Genomic DNA, 20709 nt, shown 5'->3' on the forward strand with positions numbered 1-20709 from the left:
CATGCAGCATTACTCGGGCTTCGGCCTCTTCAAACACTCCCTCAGCCATCACGAAAACTGGCAGCGCATGTGGCGCACGCCGACCCCCAAAAAAGTCTATGACGTGGTCATTGTGGGCGGCGGCGGCCACGGCCTGGCGACGGCCTATTACCTGGCCAAAGAGCACGGCATCACCAACGTCGCCGTGGTCGAAAAAGGCTGGTTGGGCGGTGGCAATACGGCACGTAACACAACCATCGTGCGTTCCAACTACTTGTGGGACGAGTCCGCGCATCTTTACGAGCACGCGATGAAGTTATGGGAAGGCCTGTCTCAGGACCTCAACTACAACGTCATGTTTTCCCAGCGCGGCGTTTACAACCTGTGCCACACCCTGCAGGACATGCGTGACTCCGAGCGCCGCGTCAGCGCCAACCGCCTCAACGGCGTAGATGGCGAGTTGCTTAACAGCCAGCAGGTGGCCGACGAGATTCCATACCTCGACTGCTCGAAAAACACCCGTTACCCGATCATTGGCGCCACCGTGCAACGTCGCGGCGGTGTCGCGCGCCACGACGCCGTGGCCTGGGGCTTTGCTCGCGCCGCCGATGCGTTGGGCGTGGATTTGATTCAGCAGACCGAAGTGACCGGCTTCCGCAAGGAAAACGGCGTGTGCATTGGCGTTGAAACCAACAAGGGATTCATCGGCGCCAAGCGCGTCGGTGTAGTCACTGCGGGCAACTCCGGCCACATGGCCAAGCTCGCCGGCTTCCGCCTGCCGGTGGAATCCCACCCGCTGCAAGCACTGGTGTCCGAGCCGATCAAGCCGATTATCGACAGCGTGATCATGTCCAACGCCGTACACGGCTATATCAGCCAGTCGGACAAAGGCGACCTGGTGATCGGTGCGGGTATCGACAGCTGGCTCGGCTACGGTCAGCGCGGTTCCTATCCCGTGATTGAGCACACCATTCAGGCCATCGTCGAAATGTTTCCGGTGCTGTCGCGGGTGCGCATGAACCGTCAATGGGGCGGCATCGTCGACACCACGCCGGACGCCTGCCCGATCATCTCCAAAACGCCTGTGGCGAACATGTTCTTCAACTGCGGCTGGGGCACAGGTGGCTTCAAGGCCACGCCGGGCTCAGGCAACGTATTTGCGGCAAGCCTGGCCAAGGGCGAAATGCACCCGCTGGCCAAACCTTTCTCAATCGACCGGTTCCACAACGGCGCATTGATCGATGAACACGGCGCTGCGGCCGTAGCCCACTAACAGAGGACTTTTCCCATGCTGCATATCTTCTGTCCTCACTGTGGCGAACTGCGCTCCGAAGAGGAATTCCACGTCTCCGGTCAGGCTCACATCGCGCGTCCGCTGGACCCGGCTGCCTGCACTGACGAGGAGTGGGGCGACTACATGTTCTTTCGCGACAACCCACGCGGTCTGCACCATGAGTTGTGGATTCACGCGGCGGGCTGCCGGCAGTACTTCAACACCACGCGAGACACCGTGACCTACGAGATTCTCGAAACCTACCGAATCGGCGTGCAGCCGCAGTTCGTTAACCCATCGCCTGCGATCAGAAAGGGAGATCAGGCATGAGCCAGTCCAATCGCCTGCCCAATGGTGGCCGCATTGATCGCAGCAAGGCCCTGAATTTTAATTTCAACGGTCAGAGCTACCAGGGTTTCGAAGGTGACACGCTGGCGGCGGCCTTGCTCGCCAACGGCGTCGACATCATTGGCCGCAGCTTCAAATACTCTCGCCCTCGGGGCATCTTCGCGGCAGGTTCCGAAGAACCGAATGCCGTGCTGCAGATCGGCGCAACCGAAGCCACGCAGATCCCCAACGTGCGCGCCACGCAACAGGCGTTGTACGCGGGCCTTGTCGCCACCAGCACCAATGGCTGGCCGAGCGTCAACACCGACATGATGGGCATTCTCGGCAAGGTCGGCGGCAAGCTGATGCCGCCGGGTTTCTACTACAAAACCTTCATGTACCCCCAGTCGTTCTGGATGACCTACGAGAAGTACATTCGCAAGGCAGCGGGCCTGGGTCGCTCGCCGACGGAGCTGGATCCAGACACCTACGACAACTTCAATCAGCACTGCGACGTCCTGGTGGTCGGCGCGGGCCCTGCTGGCCTCGCGGCGGCACTGGCGGCAGGGCGCAGTGGTGCGCGTGTCATCGTGGCGGATGAGCAGGAAGAGTTCGGCGGTAGTCTTTTGGACAGCCGTGAAAGCCTGGACGGCAAGCCAGCTGCGGATTGGGTGGCGACGGTGGTTGCCGAGTTGGAAGGGCTGGCCAATGTCACCTTGCTGCCGCGTGCGACCGTCAACGGTTACCACGACCATAATTTCCTGACCATTCACGAGCGGCTGACCGATCATCTGGGCGACCGCGCCCCGATTGGTCAAGTGCGTCAGCGCATGCACCGTGTTCGCGCCAAGCGTGTGGTCCTTGCGACCGGCACCCATGAGCGTCCTTTGGTTTATGGCAACAACGACGTGCCGGGCAACATGCTGGCGGGGGCCGTCTCCACCTATGTGCGCCGCTATGGCGTGGCGCCCGGGAAGAAACTGGTCCTGTCGACCAACAATGATTACGCCTACCGCGTGGCGCTGGACTGGCTCGACGCCGGCCTTCAGGTGGTAGCTGTCGCCGATGCGCGTCATAACCCGCGTGGCGCGCTGGTTGAGGAGGCCCGCGCCAAAGGCATCCGTATTCTTACCGGCAGCGCTGTGGTCGAAGCCCGGGGCAACAAACGCGTCAGCGGCGCCCGCGTGGCGGCCATCGACGTCAAAGCCCACAAGGTCGCCAGTCCTGGCGAATGGCTGGATTGCGATCTTGTCGCAAGCTCCGGCGGTTACAGCCCGATCGTCCACCTGGCCTCGCATTTGGGTGGTAAGCCGGTATGGCGCGAAGACATTCTCGGTTTCGTGCCGGGGGAGGCGCCGCAAAAACGGGTGTGCGTGGGGGGTGTAAACGGCGTCTATGCACTGGGCGATTCGTTGGCCGACGGTTTCGAGGGCGGCGTTCGTGCGGCCAGCGAGGCCGGTTTCCAACCCGTTGAAGGCGTGTTGCCAAAGGCGCTGAGCCGCGTTGAGGAACCGACGCTGGCGTTGTTTCAAGTGCCGCACGAGAAGGGCACCGCGCGGGCGCCCAAGCAATTCGTCGACCTGCAGAATGACGTCACCGCCGCAGCCATCGAGTTGGCAACGCGCGAAGGTTTCGAATCGGTCGAGCACGTCAAACGCTACACCGCGCTGGGCTTTGGTACCGATCAGGGCAAGCTGGGCAACGTCAACGGCCTGGCGATTGCAGCCCGCTCGCTGAACGTTTCAATACCGGAAATGGGCACCACCATGTTCCGCCCGAATTACACGCCGGTCACGTTTGGCGCCATTGCCGGACGGCATTGCGGGCACATTTTCGAGCCGGTGCGCTTCACCGCGCTGCATGCCTGGCACGTGAAAAACGGCGCTGAGTTCGAAGACGTCGGTCAGTGGAAGCGTCCTTGGTACTTCCCCAAAGCTGGCGAAGATATCCACGCTGCCGTGCGCCGCGAGTGCAAAGCCGTTCGCGATAGCGTAGGCCTGCTGGATGCCTCGACGCTGGGCAAGATCGACATTCAAGGTCCGGATGCGCGGGAGTTTCTAAACCGCATCTACACCAACGCCTGGACCAAGCTGGACGTGGGGAAAGCGCGTTACGGCCTGATGTGCAAGGAAGACGGCATGGTCTTCGACGATGGCGTGACCGCGTGCATCGCCGACAACCATTTCATCATGACCACCACAACCGGCGGCGCTGCTCGGGTGCTGCAGTGGCTGGAGATTTACCAGCAGACCGAATGGCCGGACCTGAAGGTGTACTTCACGTCCGTCACCGATCACTACGCGACCCTGACGCTGTCGGGTCCCAACAGCCGCAAGCTGCTCAGCGAAGTGACCGACATCGATCTGGGCCGGGATGCGTTTCCGTTCATGACCTGGAAAGAAGGCCTGGTCGCTGGCGTGCCGGCTCGCGTGTTCCGGATTTCCTTCACCGGTGAGCTTTCCTACGAAGTAAACATCCAGGCTGACTACGCCATGGGTGTTCTCGAGAAAATCGCGGAAGCGGGCAAAGCGTATAACCTCACGCCTTACGGAACCGAGACCATGCACGTATTGCGTGCCGAGAAGGGCTTCATCATCGTCGGCCAGGACACTGACGGCTCGATGACCCCGGATGACTTGAACATGGGCTGGTGCGTCGGCCGTACCAAACCGTTTTCATGGATCGGCCAGCGCGGCATGAACCGTGAGGACTGCGTGCGTGAAGATCGCAAGCAGCTGGTCGGACTCAAGCCGGTTGACCCGAATAAATGGCTGCCGGAAGGCGCGCAGTTGGTGTTCGACCCCAAGCAGTCGATTCCGATGAAGATGGTTGGGCACGTGACATCCAGCTATGCAGCTAACTCGCTGGGTTATTCGTTCGCCATGGGTGTGGTGAAGGGCGGGCTCAAGCGCATGGGTGAGCGGGTGTTCGCACCGTTGGCGGATGGCTCGGTGATCGAGGCCGAAATCGTGTCGTCGGTGTTTTTCGATCCGAAGGGCGAGCAGCAGAACGTGGAGTGACGGGACGGGCGAGCGGGGTATTGCTGAACACCCCCGCCGCCTGATCGGTTCGCCAGCAAGCCGGCTCCTACAGGCTGCGCTCCATGCCCGACCCGGAACGCGGTCCGCGATGACTGAAACAACAGAATTCAACACAGGTGCTCTATGACCACAGCCAACGTTTACCAGCAGCGTCCAGCGACCGATGTCAAAGCCGAATCGCCGCTGTTTCATGCTGACCTTCAGAGCTTGATTGGCAAAGGTCGCAGCAATCCGGGCGTCGTGCTGCGCGAGAAAAAACTGCTCGGCCACCTCACCCTGCGTGGCGATGGTCATGATCCGGCGTTCGCTGCGGGCGTGCACAAAGCATTGGGCATGGAGCTGCCGGGTGCGCTCGCGCTGGTAACCAGTGGCGACAGCTCGATTCAATGGCTGGGCCCTGATGAGTGGCTGCTGATCGTACCGACCGGCGAAGAGCTTGCCGCGGAGCAGAAGCTGCGTGACGCGCTAGCCGGTTTGCACATCGCCGTTGTGAACGTCAGCGGCGGTCAATCGTTGCTTGAGCTGACCGGGCCTAACGTTCGTGAAGTGCTGATGAAATCCACCAGCTACGACGTGCACCCGAACAACTTCCCGGTGGGCAAAGCCATCGGCACCGTGTTTGCCAAATCGCAACTGGTGATTCGCCGAACCGGCGAGGACACCTGGGAACTCGTTATCCGCCGCAGCTTCGCCGATTACTGGTGGATGTGGCTGCAGGACGCGAGCGCCGAATACGGTTTGAGCATCGCTGCCTGACTCCGGATTGCCGACGACCTATGGGAGCGAGCTTGCTCGCTAAGTACTGATCGTTCCCACGCTCGGCGTGGGAACGCCACCCCTGACGCTCCGCGTCACTTGGTGAGAGACGCGGAGCGTCCTGAACTGCATTCCCACGCAGAGCGTGGGAACGATCAAAGGAATACCTATGAGCCGCGCCCCCGACACATGGATTTTGACTGCCGACTGCCCCAGCGTGCTAGGCACGGTGGATGCGGTGACGCGTTATCTGTTCGAGCAGGGCTGCTACGTCACCGAGCACCATTCGTTCGATGACCGGCTGTCCAGCCGTTTCTTCATACGGGTCGAGTTTCGTCAGCCAGACGGGTTCGACGAAGCGTCATTTCGTGCAGGCCTGGCCGAACGTGGCGAGTCGTTTGGCATGATCTTCGAACTCACTGCCCCCAACTATCGCCCCAAAGTGGTGATCATGGTCTCCAAGGCCGATCACTGCCTCAATGACCTGCTCTACCGCCAGCGCATCAATCAGCTGTCCATGGACGTCGTCGCGGTCGTCTCCAACCATCCGGACCTCGAACCGCTGGCGCGCTGGCACGACATTCCCTACTACCATTTCCCTCTGGACCCCAACGACAAACCGGCGCAGGAAGCCAGGGTGATGAAGGTCATTGAAGACACCGGCGCCGAGTTGGTGGTGCTCGCCCGCTACATGCAGGTGCTGTCGCCGGAGTTGTGCCGCAAGCTGGATGGCAAGGCAATCAACATCCACCACTCGCTGCTCCCGGGTTTCAAAGGTGCCAAGCCTTACCATCAGGCCTACAACAAGGGCGTGAAACTGGTCGGCGCGACAGCGCATTACATCAACAACGACCTGGACGAAGGCCCGATCATCGCCCAGGGCGTCGAAGCCGTGGACCACAGTCACTATCCCGAAGACCTGATCGCCAAGGGCCGCGACATTGAAGGCCTGACCCTGGCGCGTGCTGTGGGATATCACATCGAGCGACGCGTGTTTCTCAATGCCAACAGGACGGTCGTACTGTAGGGGGTAGTTGCAAGCTTCAAGCTTCAAGCCGCAAGAAAAGGCGGCGTGCACACTTCTTGCGGCTTGTAGCTTGCCGCTCGAAACCCGATCCACTCTCTTCTACAACAACAAATAAAGAGGTGACATGTATGTCTGGTAATCGTGGTGTGGTGTATCTCGGCTCAGGCAAGGTCGAAGTACAGAAGATCGACTATCCGAAGATGCAGGACCCGCGCGGCAAGAAGATCGAGCACGGGGTGATCTTGCGCGTGGTTTCCACCAACATTTGTGGTTCCGATCAGCACATGGTGCGTGGCCGGACGACGGCTCAGGTCGGCCTGGTTCTAGGACACGAAATCACCGGTGAAGTGATTGAGCGCGGCAGTGACGTCGAAAACCTGCAGATCGGCGACCTGGTGTCCGTGCCGTTCAACGTTGCCTGCGGCCGTTGCCGCTCGTGCAAAGAGCAACACACCGGCGTCTGCCTGACGGTTAACCCGGCCCGTGCCGGCGGTGCTTACGGTTACGTCGACATGGGCGACTGGACCGGCGGCCAGGCCGAGTACGTGCTGGTGCCTTATGCCGACTTCAACCTGCTCAAGCTGCCGGATCGCGACAAGGCGATGTCGAAGATCCGCGACCTGACTTGCCTGTCGGACATCCTCCCGACGGGGTATCACGGTGCAGTCACTGCCGGTGTGGGTCCGGGCAGCTCGGTGTACATCGCTGGCGCCGGTCCGGTGGGCCTTGCCGCTGCTGCATCGGCACGCTTGCTCGGCGCCGCAGTGGTCATCGTCGGCGACGTTAATCCGGTGCGCCTGGCCCATGCCAAGGCACAAGGTTTCGAGATTGCCGACCTGTCCAAGGACACGCCGCTGCACGAGCAGATCGCCGACCTGTTGGGCGAGCCTGAAGTGGACTGCGCCGTCGATGCGGTGGGGTTTGAAGCGCGCGGCCATGGCCATGCGGGCGCCAAGGCCGAGGCACCGGCCACAGTACTTAATTCGCTGATGGGCGTGGTTCGTGTGGCCGGCAAGATCGGCATCCCTGGGCTTTACGTGACCGAAGACCCGGGCGCGGTCGATGCCGCTGCCAAAGTCGGCGCGCTGAGCATTCGTTTCGGTCTGGGCTGGGCGAAATCCCACAGCTTCCACACTGGCCAGACGCCAGTCATGAAGTACAACCGCCAATTGATGCAGGCGATCATGTGGGACCGCATCAACATCGCCGATGTGGTGGGCGTGGAGGTCATCAGCCTCGACGACGCGCCTCGTGGTTACGGCGAGTTCGATGCCGGCGTGCCGAAGAAATTCGTCATCGACCCGCACAAGTTGTTCAGCGCGGCTTGATCTTCTGATGCTGACAAAAGGCGACCTTCGGGTCGCTTTTTTATGCCCGGCGTAGGGCTCTGATCCGACAGATGTAGGGCGTTTCTGAAACTGCCCAAGTACCCTTTGAGATCGGTTCCTGCTTGTTTCAGCCGCCTCTTACCCGTGCTATTTGTCCGGCCCGTTTTTTCAGGCCGTGGGTCATGCATGCGTATCCGGTTGCTCAGAACGTCCCTCCATTTGTTTGTCGGCGCACCGCTGATCATGCTGCCAACGATCCTCTCCAGCGCTCAGCTCGAGCACGTTTCGCCGGGGTGGGCATTGACGGAAGTGTTTTACGAAAACCCTGACGCGTGTGCGTGGGCCGGGGTTGCGCCGCCGCTATGCCAAGCCGCCTATCGTGCCGCATACCGGCAACACGTGCGGATTGCGCCAACCTATCGTGAGCTTGCCGATTGTGAGGCTGACTTCACTCGGGGTGAATGTTTTGCGGGGGACGTCTCCCGGCTCTGGTCACCGTGGCTTTCCGGTTTCGCGATCATTACTCAGGTTAATCTGCTGACTGAGAACGGCCACCCGGTTTCTAGCGTGCGCCTCTTCAGCGAACCGCTTTATCGTACCGATGACCGTCAAGGCGCCACTCGGCTGATCAGCCTGCGCGAGAAGCTTCACAACGGTGAGCATTTTGATAAGGCGTTCATGCGCCATCGGCTCTTGCAGGCGGGCTCGACAGCTGCCAATCAGCGCCTGGCGCGGACCTTCGAGCCGCAGCGATTGTTTTACGTCAGCCAGCCATGAGGGCCCAGGAAAGGCTCGAATGGTTGCAGGCGCGGCTCGCTGCGACCGGGTACAAACCGCAGCGCCCGAGCGCCCGGTGGTACCCGCCCAGGTGGAACTTCCCTTGGAGGGGCGGTCCAACGCGTGTTCACCCGGCCATGGCCGGTCTCCTGACACATGAGGTTGTTGCGATGAATGTTTCACTTAAACACGTACGCGGTGTCGCGCTGGCGAGCCTGATGGCATTGGCAGCAACACCCGTCTTCGCTTTCAATCTGAATGAGGCGGCCAATGCGGTGGCCAACGCCACCGGCGGTCAACAAAAGGCAACCGCAGCCCCTGAGGCCGCCGGGCTGCTGAATACGCTGGGCACGCAGCTGAACGTGACGCCTGAGCAGGCTGTTGGCGGTACAGGTGCATTGTTGGGGCTGGCGAAGAACAAACTGGCCGGCAATGACTATTCCCAGTTGAGCAAGTCGGTACCGGGCCTTGACCAGTTGGCCGGCAACTCGGCGCTGGGCAGCCTTGGCAATTTGGGCGGGTTATTGGGTAAATCTGGCAGCAGCAACTCCGCCCTCGACAGCGCCCTTGGCAACGTGCAGAGCATGGGTGACGTCAACAAGGCCTTCAGCGCGCTGGGCATGAACAGCAGCATGGTGAGTCAGTTTGTGCCGGTGATCCTGCAATACCTCGGTCAGCAGGGCGCGGGCGGGTCAGCGCTGCAGGCACTGAGTGGCGTTTGGGGTGCCAAGTGATCTAGTCGCCGCGTGCTTGCTCTGTGTCTGCAGTGAGGCGCTCGCGCCGTAACTCGGCGATCCGTGCGTCTTTCTCCAGCCACAGCCGGTTGACCCATTCCTGCACGTAAATACGGAAAATCGGATCATTTTCGTAATCCCCCTGCCACAGCTCAGGGTCCAGTTCACGGGTCTTGATATCGACGATCACGCGCGGGACCTGCCCCGAGATCAAGTCCCAAAATCCAGGAATACGTGCGCTCGGATAGACAACCGTGACATCAAGCACCGCATCCAGTTGCTCACCCATCGCCGCCAGCACAAACGCAACGCCGCCTGCCTTGGGCTTGAGTAAGTACTGATAGGGCGAGGCCTGCCCGGTCTTCTTGGCTGGGGTAAAACGGGTGCCCTCCAGATAATTCACCACCGTCACCGGCTGGCGCTTGAACAGCTCGCACGCCTCCCGGGTGATGTCCAGATCCTTGCCCTTGAGCTCGGGATGCTTCGCCAGAAACGCTTTGCTGTAGCGCTTCATGAAGGGGTAGTCCAGCGCCCACCAGGCCAGTCCCAGGAAGGGCACCCAGACCAGCTCTTTTTTGAGAAAGAATTTGAAAAAGGGCGTGCGGCGATTCAGCGCCTGCACCAGCGCCGGAATGTCGACCCACGATTGGTGGTTGCCGATGACCAGATAAGAAGTGTCTCCGCGCAGTCCCTCGTCGCCGCGGATTTCCCACTGGGTAGGCAGGCAGCGCTGGAAAATCAGTTTGTTGATCTCACACCACGTTTCGGCGATCCACATCACTGCCGCCGAGCAGCGGTCGCGCATCTCGCTCTGAAACACCAGTTTGAGCAGCGCAAACACCGTCAGCGGCCCGATCAGCACCAAAGTATTGAGCAAAAGCAGCAGCGTGACGGCGGTTCCGGTGAGCAGGTGACGCATAAGGCACTCGCGGTGGACAGGGTGGCGCGCAATGATAAGCAGGCTGGGCCGGCGGCGCAAAACCCAGGCAACACTGACGAATGTTTCACGTCATGCACGCTAGCCTTGCAACTGACCGACAGGCATTCGGTACCGCTGCCCTGGCGCGAACCAACGGCAGAGTTGCGGTCTAAACCGGGCATACGCCCGTGCCTATCCATTAAGAGGAATCTGTGACGTGAAATCCCTTCTGGCGCTTCTGTCTGTGTTGGCATTGCCTGTCATGGCTGCCGAACCGACGCTGTACGGCCGTTACGAATACATCGAGGTCTCGGAAATCGGCGAGACGTTCAAGGCCAAAATGGACACCGGCGCGTTGACCGCTTCGCTGTCGGCCAAAGACATCGAACTGTTCAAGCGCGATGGCGACGACTGGGTGCGCTTCCGTCTGGCGACCAAAGACGCCGATGGCAAGGTGTACGAGCACAAGGTTTCGCGCATCAGCCGGATCAAGGGCCGTTCTGAAGGCGACGATGACGAAGAACCCGCCGATCCCACCAAACGCCCGGTCGTTGATCTTGAGCTGTGTCTGGGCAACGTGAAGCGCACGGTCGAGGTCAATCTCGTCGACCGCAGCCACTTCAATTATCCGTTGTTGATTGGCGCCAAGGCCCTGCGCGAATTCGGCGCTGCGGTGAACCCGGCACGCCGCTACACCGCAGACAAGCCAGACTGCTGATAAGCGCTGAATGAGCGAGCGCCCTCCTGCGATTATCCTTCGTTGTGTGCAGACGCCACGGCTGCAATGAATCCGCAGGAGCCGGTCCTGCGCAGATGCCGCGGCTGCAATGAATCCGTAGGAGCCGGCCATCCGTAGATGCCACGGCCGCAATGAATCCGCAGGAGCCGGCCCTCCGCAGATGCCACGGCTGCAATGAATCCGCAGGAACCGGCCATCCGTATGCCACGGCTGCAATGAATCCGTAGGAGCCGGCTTGCTGGCGAACATGATGGATCAGCGCTGCCTGTGCGGGCTGGCCTCCGCGTTCGGGAAAGCCACCGCCCAGCGTTGCTACACGGTAGGCTGAGTCTCCACCATGGAAGGCCGCTGGCTCACCTCGTAATACCAGCTCGCCAGCCGCGGGTAGGTGCTGCGCCAGCCCAGGTCGGGTTGGCGGAAGTCCAGGTAACCCAAAGCACAGGCCACGCTAATGGCCGCCACGTCAAAGTGCGAGCTCAGCTCTGTCACGGCCTCATTCTCAAAATAGGCGAGGGAGCGAGCTATCTTCTCCCGTTGCCCATCCAGCCATTCAGTCCAGTGCTTCTCCGCAGGGCGCAGAAACGTCTCATACCGAATCAGCAGCGCGGCGTCAGTCACCGCATCGGCCAGTGATGCAAGCGTCAGCCGGCGCCAGCGGGCCGAGCCTTCTTTGGGGATGAGCGGGTTACCGACATGCTGTTGATCGAGGTATTCCAGGATCACGCGGCTGTCATGGATCACGTTGTCGTCAGCCAGACGCAGCGCCGGAATCTTCCCGCTCGGGTTGTTGGCGCAAACTTCGGCATCGGGGCTGACAGGCGTGAGCGCAACGGCCTTGAGCGTGATTCGGTCTACCTGGCTTGTCTCGCGGAGCAGAACCAGCACTTTGCGTGCGAAGGGCGAAGCGGCGTTGTAGTACAAAGTCATGCTGGGCGCAGACATGGACATTCCTCTGATCGGCCTGGCCCTCCAGACTAGTCAGGGCCAGTACGCTGTGCAACATGCCGATGTCATGTCGGGCCGACTTTCACCGGCCCGACATCCAATGGTCAGGCGGCCGGAACGACCTCAGCCGACGCTGTTGGCGCGTCGCCGGATTGCTCGGTCGGCGTGCCGGTCAGCAGCGGCTTGGCCACGAACCAGATGATCACGGCCGCGATCAGGTCAAACGCTGCAAGCGCCACAAACAGCGGGCTGTAACCCACCTTGGTGACCATGATGCCCAGCACCAGCGTAAACAAGGCCGCGCCCAAAAACCCGAACATGCCACCCAGACCGGTCGCGGTGCCTACTTCGTTCTTGCCGAAGGAGTCCGAGGTGATCGCATACAAGGCGCCCGACAGGGTCTGATGCGCGAAGCCGCCGGCGCACAGCAGCGCAATGGCGACATAGGGGCTGTCCACCAGACCGATGCAGCCAGGGCCGATCATGCACAGCGAGCCCAGCACCATCACCATTTTGCGCGACGTCAGCAGCGACACATTGAAGTGCTTGTAGAAGAACGGGCTCAGGTATCCGCCCAGCACGCAGCCGATGTCGGCAGCGAGGAAGGGCAGCCAGGCAAACATCGCGATTTCCTTGATGTTCATGTGGCGTTCGGTCATCAGGTAAAGCGGAATCCAGGCATTGAACGTCTGCCAGGCCGGCTCGGAGAGCATGCGGGCCGAAGCGATCGCATAAAAATTGCGAGTACCTACGATCTTCTTCCAGCTGGCTTTTTTGGTCGGCGCGTCCTTGAGGTGCGATTCCTGACCGGCAAGGATGTAGTCGCGCTCTTCATCGCCCAGCAGACGCTGATTGCGCGGGTGCTTGTAGAAGAACAGCCAACCGGCGCTCCACAGCAGCCCCAACCCGCCAACAATGATGAATGCGATCTGCCAGCCGCTGTGCAGGATGGCCCAGACCACAAGAGGAGGGGCCAGCAACGCCCCAATCGATGAGCCGATGTTGAACCAGCCAATAGCGACCGAACGCTCTTTGGCCGGGAACCACTCGGTGGTCGCCTTGATAGCCGCCGGAAACCCTGCCGCTTCAGTGATGCCCAGCAAGCTGCGCAGAAACGCCAGACTCTGCCAACCGGTAGCCATGGCCGCCGATGCGCAGGCCACAGACCAGGCGATGGCAAACAATGCAAAGCCGATTTTGGTCCCGATGGCATCGATCACGTACCCGGCAACCGGCTGCATGAAGGCATAACCCATCTGCCACGCGATGACGACGTGCGAGTACTGTTCGGTGGAAATGTTCAGCTCGCTCATCATGGTAGGAGCGGCGACGGAGAGGGTGTTGCGTGCGAGATAGTTGACGATCAGGCCGCCGGTTATCAGCGCGACCATCCACCAACGGATGCCTTTGATTTTCATCGAGTCCACTCTGGGTATTGTTTTTATTTAGCGGCGATCGTTATACGTCGTCGTACGACTGGATTTAGTCAAAGGCACGTTTTGTTGTCAATGGGAATACCCATAAATCGCCATTGTATTTCTATATGTAACGGAATTGTCACCGGCGGTGCTGGGTTTTGGGTGATCCAATGGCGATGGGTTCGTGAGTTCGGGGGCAGAACGCAGGCTTGCTGGACTAGTGAATTGCGGGAAGTCATGTGATGACTTGACTGGCGGAAGGTGTTGTCCCGCGCTACGAGGAACGTGGGACAGCTGGTGGATTGGTGAGGCATCCGATTCGCTACTTTGGCTCCTCATCCCGCCACCAGCTGTATATCACCAGGTCTACGCCGAGATAGAAAATGCCAAATAACAGCGTTTCGTAATCCAGGAAGTAAGCACCTCGCATTTCTTCCATGGCAACAATCCATGAGATGACGTACTTGAAGTAGAAGACTATCAGCGCCAGGCCAGTCAGGAATTGATAGAGTCTTGGGACGGTGATTCGACGTATACCCCAGATTACAAAACACATAATTGCCAGGGACAGACCTGTTCCCATCAGCGGCCGCCGTTCGCTTTCAGGATCAAGGATGCTGACGAGCGTTGAGGACCGATGCCACCTGACACCTGGGCGTCAATACCGACGATGACGTCCCCTGAATGAAAGGTCGGCAACCTGTTTTTGGCCGCCGAGGCGGATGTTGCTCCAGCGATTTTTTCCGTGATGCTCCCTAACGGTGCCGCAAGTTTTCCTCCGATGGAGCCCACCAGGGTTCCTATCGTAGCCCTCTGGTCGTTAAGCAGGTCTGCTGAGTTTCGGCTCACTGCTTGTGACACCGGGAGCACCATCCGGCAAGGCCGCTCCTGTGCAAGCATTCGCCTGTAGGTTTCCTCAATCAGCCGGATGAGCTCAAAATGACCCCTAGCTATTTCCGGCAGGTTGATCGTTCTCAACGATGCGGCATCGTCCGGCTGCACGGTGAAGTGAATAAGCGTAAACACGACACGGTAATGGCCGACATGTTGGGTACGTTCAAAGTCGTCGACCGCCATGTTAGGTGTTCCCGATGGATATTGTGGATGCCCTGCCAGGGCGGAATATCGATTATCGGGAGGGTGACTCGTGGGGACAGGCCAGCTTGTGAGTCGGAGCGTGTAGGACGCTTGCTGGTGTTTTGAGGGAAGCTTCTTACAGGCTTGTTCGTCTTATAACGCGGGATGTCAGGCAGGGTGCGATGTGTCACCGAAGATGCGCGCCCCTGCCATCCTCAAAGCAAACCGGGTCATTGGGTACGGTTCGACGTAAATCATGTAGACGCGGGTGGGGCGGTGAATCAAATCCGCTTGCGCGCCATCAATCCCTTGCAGCTGTACCAGGTCGGAATGGCCATGCTCACCCAGGCGAGGACATCCCACGCACCGTCGCCCAGTAGCGCGGCGAAAAGGCCGACTGCCGTCAGCAGGGCGATCCAGCCGGGCGTGCCGAAGGTCTTCCAGAACGCCGAATGCTTCTTGTGCCGGGTCATGCCGCTTCCGCCTCGACTGCGATGCTCTTTGCCGCAGCAACGGTGGCGCGACGCCGGACCCACCACAGGTACAAGCCACTGCCGAGCACGATGATCGTCAACACATCCAGCGCAGCCCAGAGAACTTTCATCGGCATGCCGCCGTAGTCGCCGAAGTGCAGCGGCTGGGACAGCAGTAGCGCGTCCATGTACCACGGACGGCTCAGGGTCGCGGTGACATGCAGGTCTTGCGCGTCAATCAGCACGGGGGTGAGCAGGTGCGAGGTCAAGTGGGTGTCGCCTTTCATGAACACGGCGTAGTGGTGCTCACTGGAAAAACGCGAACCGGGAAAGGCGATGAACGCGGGCTCGGCACCCGGCACCGTGGCTTTGGAGATTTCGATCAGGCGGCTCGCTGCGCCACGCTCGGCCAGAGGCGCGGCGTCCTTGTAAGGCGCGATCATCGTCATCAGCGCGTCGGTACGCCATTGTGCAATGACGAGGTCAGCGCAGGCGTTAAGCACGCCGGTCAGGCCGACGACGATGGCCCAGGTCAGCGTGACGACGCCGATCAAGTTGTGCAGATCGAGCCAGCGCACCCGCGTCGATTTATTTGGACGCACGGTGGCGAAGTCCAGACGCCGCATGAAGGGCGCATACAGCACGATGCCAGAGACAATCGCCATCACGAACAGAAGGCCCATGAACGCCAATAACAACTTGCCCGGCAGGCCTGCGTACATGTCCACGTGCAGGCGCAACATGATCATCATGAACCCGCCATTGGCGTTTGGCGTTTCCATTGCCTCGCCCGTGCGCGCGTCGATCATGAAGCTGTGCGACTCATTGGGGTCGCCGCCAGCGGTTTTGCCCATGATCGCGTAAACCCCATTGGGGTCATCGTCGTCCCAGCCGAAATACTGCATCACGTCGCCGGGGCGATGGGCTTCGGCGGACCGAACCAGTTGCTCCAGGTCCAGATGCGGGGTGTCGGCGGGCATTTCCTTGAATTCCGGAGCGTCGCCGGTGAGGTGGGCGATTTCGTGACTGAAGATCAGCGGCAAGCCGGTGATCGCCAGCATCAGCAGGAATGCCGTGCAAATCAGGCTGGTCCATGTGTGGATAAAGGACCAGCGGCGGATGGTTTGGCTCTTCATGTTGGAATCCAAGGTGAGCGAACACAACAAAGGCCGCTTTTTGAAGGCGGCCCTGGCTTTGGGTAATGAGAGTTTAAAGCATTACCATTTGTAGTCTACGCTCGCGAGCACCGTCCGACGGTCGCCGTAGTAGCAATAGAACCCGTCGCAAGTGGAAATATATTCCTTGTCGAAGACGTTGTTGGCGTTGACCGACACGCTCACGCCCTTGAACGCGTTGTTCATACGGCCGAGGTCGTAATGAACTGCAGCGTCGTACACGGTGTAGGCGTTGCTGTGGCCGTAGTTGGAATCGGCGACGAAACCGTAACTTCCTATTGCAATGTTGTCGGTCTCGCCGATGTAGCGCGCGCCAAAGCCCAGCCCGAAGCCGTCGAGCAGCCCGGTATGCCACGTGTAGTCGCCCCAGATGGCGGCCTGGTTTTCCGGGGTGAGTGGCAGCGGACGGTTCTTGTCCAACGGGTCGGTGACTTTCGTCATCTTGCTGTTGGCATACGTGTAGGACGCGGTCACTTTCAGGTTGTCGGTGACGTTGCCGACCGCTTCCAGCTCGAACCCGCGCACCTTTGCCTCACCCAGTGGACGCTGCACGCCAAGGGTGTCGCTGAGCACGATGTCGCGACGTGTCAGGTCGTAAGCGGCCGCCGTGAAGATGATGTTGCTGCCCGGCGGCTGGTACTTGAGACCCACTTCGTATTGCTTGCCTGTCCCCGGCTGAAACGCGACGCCATTGGCGCCGCCTTGCTCGGCCTGGAACGACTCGGCGTAGGAGATGTAGGGCGTGAAGCCGGACTCGAAGACGTAGCTCAGCGCCGCGTTGCCAGTAAATGCACTGTCCGTGCGGTCGTCGGACTGATCACTGTTGTAGAACTTCGATTCAGTCTTGAGCAAATCCTGACGGCCTCCCAGCGTCAGGCGCCAGTTATCCAGGGCCAGCTGGTCCTGAATGTATAAGCCAACGTCCTGGGTTTTCTGGTTGTAGTCCTGGAACGCGCTGTAGCTGACGTTGCTGAAATCCTGGCCGTAAATCGGGTTGGCGATGTTGCTGGTCGGCGCGTTGCCGTATTGCCATTTGTAGTTGTGATTGAGGCGCTGGTAGTCGAGGCCCAGCAGCAGCGTGTGCTTGACCGCCCCGGTGTCGAAGTCGGCTTGCAGGTTGTTGTCCAGCGCGAACTGGGAGATGTCTTCATTCACAACGTTGGCGCCGCGAGCGACAGTGCCGTCGTCGCTCACCGAGCCGAAGAAACCACCGGCCGTGATCCCCTGGAAGGACAAGTCGCTTTTGGTGTAGCGCACGTTTTGCTTGAACTGCCAGACGTCATTCAGACGATGCTCGAAGGCGTAGCCCAGCGCGTAATAGGTCTTGTCGTAGAACTCCCAGTCCGGATCACCCAGGTTCTCGTGGTATTTCACACGGCCCACGGCCGATGGATATTTGGTGCCCTGGATCGGCAGGAACTGGCTGGTGATGCCGGTATCGTCTCGGTTGAACTGACTGAGGAGAGTCAGCTTGGTGTCCGGGTCGATGTTCCATGTCAGGCTGGGTGCGATGTTGTAGCGCTTGTCATCAATGTGGTCGACCGAAGTGCCGCTGTCACGCACGACCCCGCTGACGCGGTATTCAAAATTGTCGGCGTCGTCGATTTTTCCGGTGCTGTCGAAGCTGATCTGTTTGCGGTTGTAGGTGCCAACCTGAACCTGAACTTCGTGGCTCGCCTCGGCCTCCGGGCGACGGCTGACCATGTCGAGCAGGCCGCCTGGAGGCGTCTGGCCATAAACCGACGAAGCCGGGCCGCGCAGAAGGGCTACACGCTCCAAGTCCCAGGTTTCCATTTTGGGCATGACGTAAGCACCCTTTGGCAGCGGTAAGCCGTCCAGGAACTGGGTAGGTTCGAAGCCGCGAACCTTTAACCATTCGGCACGGCTATCGCTGCCGTAACTGCTGGCAACCACACCTGGCATGTAGCGAACGGCATCGTCGAGGTTCTGTACTGCGCGATCCTGCATCTGCTGACGTGTAGCGACCGAGATCGAACGAGGCGCTTCAACCAGTGCCGTATCGGTTTTGGTGCCCGCTGCGGTGCGACTCGCCGCATACCCTTCTACCGGACCCCATGCGCTTTCAAGACTTTCCTGACTGCCTTGAATACTGGTAGCCGGCAGGGCCATCGCCCCTTCGGGCGCTGCAACGAGGGTGTAGGTGCCCGCTGTGGTCAGGTTCAGCTGCAGGCCGGTGCCACGCAGTGCTTGCCCCATCGCCCCCGGCGCGTCGAACTGTCCTTGCACCGGCGCCGAGGTCCGCCCCGCCGCGAGCGCGGGATCCAGCGACAACGCCAGGCCCGCCTGGCTTGCGATCTGCGTCAGCGTGGCGGCCAGCGGCGCGGCCGGCAGGTTGTACGCACGGACGCTGGACGCTGGCGAGGCAGCCATGAGCGGCGCGCTGAACATCGGTGCGGCAATGGCGACGGCGACCGCCAGCAGGCTCGGTCGCAAAAGGGTTTGAAGCGTGCGGGACATGAACGGCACCTCGACGGGAATGGTTCTCAATGCCTATGTGCCGAACGAGATTGGGAAAGTGATAGGGCGGGGCGAAAATAATTCGGTGTTGCCGCTTCAATGATCACTTGGGCACTCACGGGCCCCAGCGTTTGTGTCGAGCGAGCCGACGCGTTCGCCAGCAAGCCGGCTCCTACAGACCGTATCCGGCCTCGAGGGTGTAGGAGCGCGCTTGCCCGCGAAGGCGGTGTGTCATCCAACGCAGTAACCAGCGAAACTAACGCGTTCGCCAGCAAGCCGGCTCCTACAGACCGTATCCGGCCTTGAGGGTGTAGGAGCGCGCTTGCCCGCGAAGGCGGTGTGTCATCCAACGCAGTAACCAGCGGAATTAACGCGTTCGTCAGCAAGCCGGTTCCTACAGACCGTATCCGGCCTCGATTTATCAGCGACCTCAAGACCGTATCTGATGCGCCCCGAAGAACCGGTGTAGGAGCGCGCTTGCCCGCGAATGCGGTGTGTCATCCGCAAAGTAGCTGGCGGGCCTGACCCGTTCGGCAGCTAACCAGCTCGTTGCTCTGTAAAACCCGGCTCCTGGCGCGCCTTGATTCACAGTGCAGTGGACGGTTTTTTATCGCTGCCCACCACCGTCACCCACCATTGCGTTCGCGCTTCGATCTGCACCGGCAGCGTAGGCGTCAGTGCCTTCAGTGCCAGGTCGGTATTGGTCAGCGGGAAGCTGCCGGTGATCCGCAGGTCAGCAACGTCCTTTGCCACGCCCAGATGGCCTTGGCGATAGCGGGCAAGCTCGGCAATCACGTCACTCAATCGAGCGTTGTCGACCACCAGCATGCCGCGCATCCAGGCACCGGTGCCGGGCGTGAGGGCAACCATCGGCCCGAGGCTGTTGCGATGAATCAGCATCTGTTGGCCCTCGTTCAATACCTTTTCATGGTTTGAGGCCTGAGGATGCGCGGCAACAGCAGATTGCAACACGCTCAGCAGCGTGCCGTCGGCCTGACGTTTGACCAGAAAGCGGGTACCCAGCGCGCGCATTTGTCCGTCTTCGGTTTCGACGATGAACGGGCGCCGATCGTCGTGGCTGCCGGTTTCCACGAAGATTTCCCCTTCTTGCAGTACGACCCTGCGCTGCTTGTCATCGAACTTCACATCCAGCGCGCTGTGGGTGTTGAGCCGAATCAGGGTGTTGTCCGACAGCCGAATGGTGCGCTGCTCGCCGGTGGCAGTGCGCAGGTCCGCCAGCCAGTAATCGACGGGCAATAGGCGATCCCCCAGAAACAGCGTCAGGCCCAACCCCAACGCAGCGCTCGCCACCCCGCGACCCAGTTTGCGAAGACGTGAGCCCATGCCGTCGCGGGAACGCAAAAGCGCCGAGCGCGCCGGACCGGTGGTGGCGGCGAAACGCTGGTCTACCATGCCCAATTGCAGCCACGCGCGGGCATGTTCGTCGCTGGCGGCGTACCACTTGGCAAACTCTTCGCGCTCGGCTTCGCTGCCCCGGCCGCAGTCCAGACACAGTTGCCAGGCGATGGCGGCGTCCAGCACGTGTGAAGAAACAGGGCGGGTGGAAATACGGCTCATGTCGGCTCGCCGTACAGGGCGATGTAGCACTGGCGCATCCCTTGTGCGAGGTACTGGCGCACGCGAGGTACCGAGACACCGAGCTTCGCCGCGATCTCTGCGTGACTCATGCCGTCGAGGCGGTTGTACAGGAACGCCGCTCGCGCCTTGCTGGAAAGCTTGCCCAGCAGGCAGTCGATGGTTTTAAGGTCTTCAAGAATCAGTTGCTGCTCTTCCACCGAAGGCTGTTCGCTCTCGGGGATAAGCATCAGCTCGTCCAGATACGCCTGTTCCAGGGCTGCGCGACGGAAGTGATCAAACAACAGGCCCTTGGCGATCGAGACGAGGAAGGCCCTTGGCTCGCGCGGTTCGGCCAGCTGTGCGCGGCCCAGCAGGCGCATGAACGTGTCCTGGCTGAGGTCTTCGGCGCGATGAGGGCAGGCAACGTTGCGTTTGAGCCAACCCAGCAGCCAGCCGCGGTGGTCGCGATAGAGCGTTCCGACGAGCTGCTGCTGAGGGCTTTGAAGTGACGACACAAGCACACCGGAGAGAACAGAGGGGCTAACGAGAATTGTTCGCGATTGTGTCAGAGTGGCTGAATGCTGGCAATTGCCGCTTGTAGGAACAGGCTCAACGGCTGATGTAAGAAGCAACCACGCAGGTTGTCATCCCAAGGCAACTGTCCT

At 60.5% G+C, this 20709-nt stretch carries 18 protein-coding genes; 9 read left to right on the forward strand and 9 right to left on the reverse strand.

Annotation, left to right across the window (positions count from 1 at the left end; translation table 11 throughout):
- Position 1: 1 nt before the first annotated feature.
- The 8 genes from LT42_RS23840 (at position 2) to LT42_RS23875 (ending at position 9242) form a co-directional block, all read left to right on the forward strand.
- Positions 2-1252: a sarcosine oxidase subunit beta family protein gene (locus LT42_RS23840; protein WP_037019006.1), complete on the forward strand. Its 1251-nt coding sequence runs from the start codon at positions 2-4 to the stop codon at positions 1250-1252.
- A 15-nt stretch (positions 1253-1267) separates the two neighbouring features.
- Positions 1268-1582 (forward strand): sarcosine oxidase subunit delta, encoded by a 315-nt coding sequence (locus tag LT42_RS23845; protein WP_037019009.1) that lies wholly within the window; start codon positions 1268-1270, stop codon positions 1580-1582.
- Positions 1579-4599 carry a sarcosine oxidase subunit alpha gene (locus LT42_RS23850; RefSeq protein WP_037019012.1) on the forward strand — a complete coding sequence of 1007 codons (3021 nt, stop codon included), beginning with the start codon at positions 1579-1581 and terminating at the stop codon, positions 4597-4599. The genes LT42_RS23845 and LT42_RS23850 overlap by 4 nt, the downstream gene beginning before the upstream one ends.
- Positions 4600-4743: 144 nt before the next feature.
- Positions 4744-5376, forward strand: coding sequence for a sarcosine oxidase subunit gamma (locus LT42_RS23855; protein WP_037019014.1), 633 nt, complete (start codon positions 4744-4746; stop codon positions 5374-5376).
- 169 nt (positions 5377-5545) lie between these two features.
- Entirely contained in the window at positions 5546-6403 is an 858-nt protein-coding gene (gene purU, locus LT42_RS23860) for a formyltetrahydrofolate deformylase (RefSeq protein WP_037019016.1), read from the forward strand.
- Between the two features lie 128 nt (positions 6404-6531).
- Positions 6532-7731, forward strand: a complete 1200-nt coding sequence (gene fdhA / locus LT42_RS23865) for a formaldehyde dehydrogenase, glutathione-independent (RefSeq protein WP_037019018.1) — start codon at positions 6532-6534, stop codon at positions 7729-7731.
- Positions 7732-7917: 186 nt separating this feature from the next.
- Positions 7918-8508: a DUF1190 domain-containing protein gene (locus LT42_RS23870; protein ID WP_081955452.1), complete on the forward strand. Its 591-nt coding sequence runs from the start codon at positions 7918-7920 to the stop codon at positions 8506-8508.
- Positions 8509-8678: 170 nt separating this feature from the next.
- A complete protein-coding gene (locus LT42_RS23875) occupies positions 8679-9242 on the forward strand; it encodes a DUF2780 domain-containing protein (RefSeq protein WP_037019022.1) in 564 nt (187 codons plus the stop codon).
- A gap of 1 nt (position 9243) precedes the next feature.
- Here the strand turns inward: LT42_RS23875 and LT42_RS23880 are convergent, their stop codons facing one another.
- A complete protein-coding gene (locus tag LT42_RS23880) occupies positions 9244-10161 on the reverse strand; it encodes an acyltransferase (protein WP_037019024.1) in 918 nt (305 codons plus the stop codon).
- Positions 10162-10378: 217 nt separating this feature from the next.
- Between LT42_RS23880 and rloA2 the strand changes: the two genes are divergently transcribed.
- Positions 10379-10879, forward strand: a complete 501-nt coding sequence (rloA2, locus tag LT42_RS23885; RefSeq protein WP_037019026.1) for a retropepsin-like aspartic peptidase RloA2 — start codon at positions 10379-10381, stop codon at positions 10877-10879.
- A gap of 333 nt (positions 10880-11212) precedes the next feature.
- On the opposite strand, the gene LT42_RS23890 is transcribed toward rloA2, so the two are convergent.
- From LT42_RS23890 to LT42_RS23930, 8 genes are all read right to left on the reverse strand, one after another.
- Complete coding sequence (locus LT42_RS23890; protein ID WP_037019028.1) at positions 11213-11842, reverse strand: glutathione S-transferase family protein; 630 nt, start codon at positions 11840-11842, stop codon at positions 11213-11215.
- A gap of 107 nt (positions 11843-11949) precedes the next feature.
- The gene (locus LT42_RS23895; RefSeq protein ID WP_037019031.1) at positions 11950-13263 is read right to left on the reverse strand and encodes an MFS transporter; all 1314 of its coding nucleotides are present in this window, start codon (positions 13261-13263) and stop codon (positions 11950-11952) included.
- A gap of 582 nt (positions 13264-13845) precedes the next feature.
- The gene (locus LT42_RS23905) at positions 13846-14340 is read right to left on the reverse strand and encodes a hypothetical protein (RefSeq protein WP_037019035.1); all 495 of its coding nucleotides are present in this window, start codon (positions 14338-14340) and stop codon (positions 13846-13848) included.
- Between the two features lie 281 nt (positions 14341-14621).
- Positions 14622-14813: a hypothetical protein gene (locus tag LT42_RS23910; RefSeq protein ID WP_037019038.1), complete on the reverse strand. Its 192-nt coding sequence runs from the start codon at positions 14811-14813 to the stop codon at positions 14622-14624.
- Entirely contained in the window at positions 14810-15949 is a 1140-nt protein-coding gene (locus LT42_RS23915; protein WP_037019040.1) for a PepSY-associated TM helix domain-containing protein, read from the reverse strand. The genes LT42_RS23910 and LT42_RS23915 overlap by 4 nt, the downstream gene beginning before the upstream one ends.
- Before the next feature lie 81 nt (positions 15950-16030).
- On the reverse strand, positions 16031-18466 hold the full coding sequence (locus LT42_RS23920) for a TonB-dependent siderophore receptor (RefSeq protein ID WP_037019042.1): 2436 nt from the start codon (positions 18464-18466) through the stop codon (positions 16031-16033).
- A 585-nt stretch (positions 18467-19051) separates the two neighbouring features.
- Entirely contained in the window at positions 19052-20044 is a 993-nt protein-coding gene (locus LT42_RS23925) for a FecR domain-containing protein (protein WP_037019045.1), read from the reverse strand.
- Positions 20041-20559: an RNA polymerase sigma factor gene (locus LT42_RS23930; RefSeq protein WP_037019047.1), complete on the reverse strand. Its 519-nt coding sequence runs from the start codon at positions 20557-20559 to the stop codon at positions 20041-20043. The genes LT42_RS23925 and LT42_RS23930 overlap by 4 nt, the downstream gene beginning before the upstream one ends.
- Positions 20560-20709 lie beyond the last annotated feature (150 nt).

The organism is Pseudomonas lutea, from assembly GCF_000759445.1.
GTDB lineage: Bacteria > Pseudomonadota > Gammaproteobacteria > Pseudomonadales > Pseudomonadaceae > Aquipseudomonas > Aquipseudomonas lutea.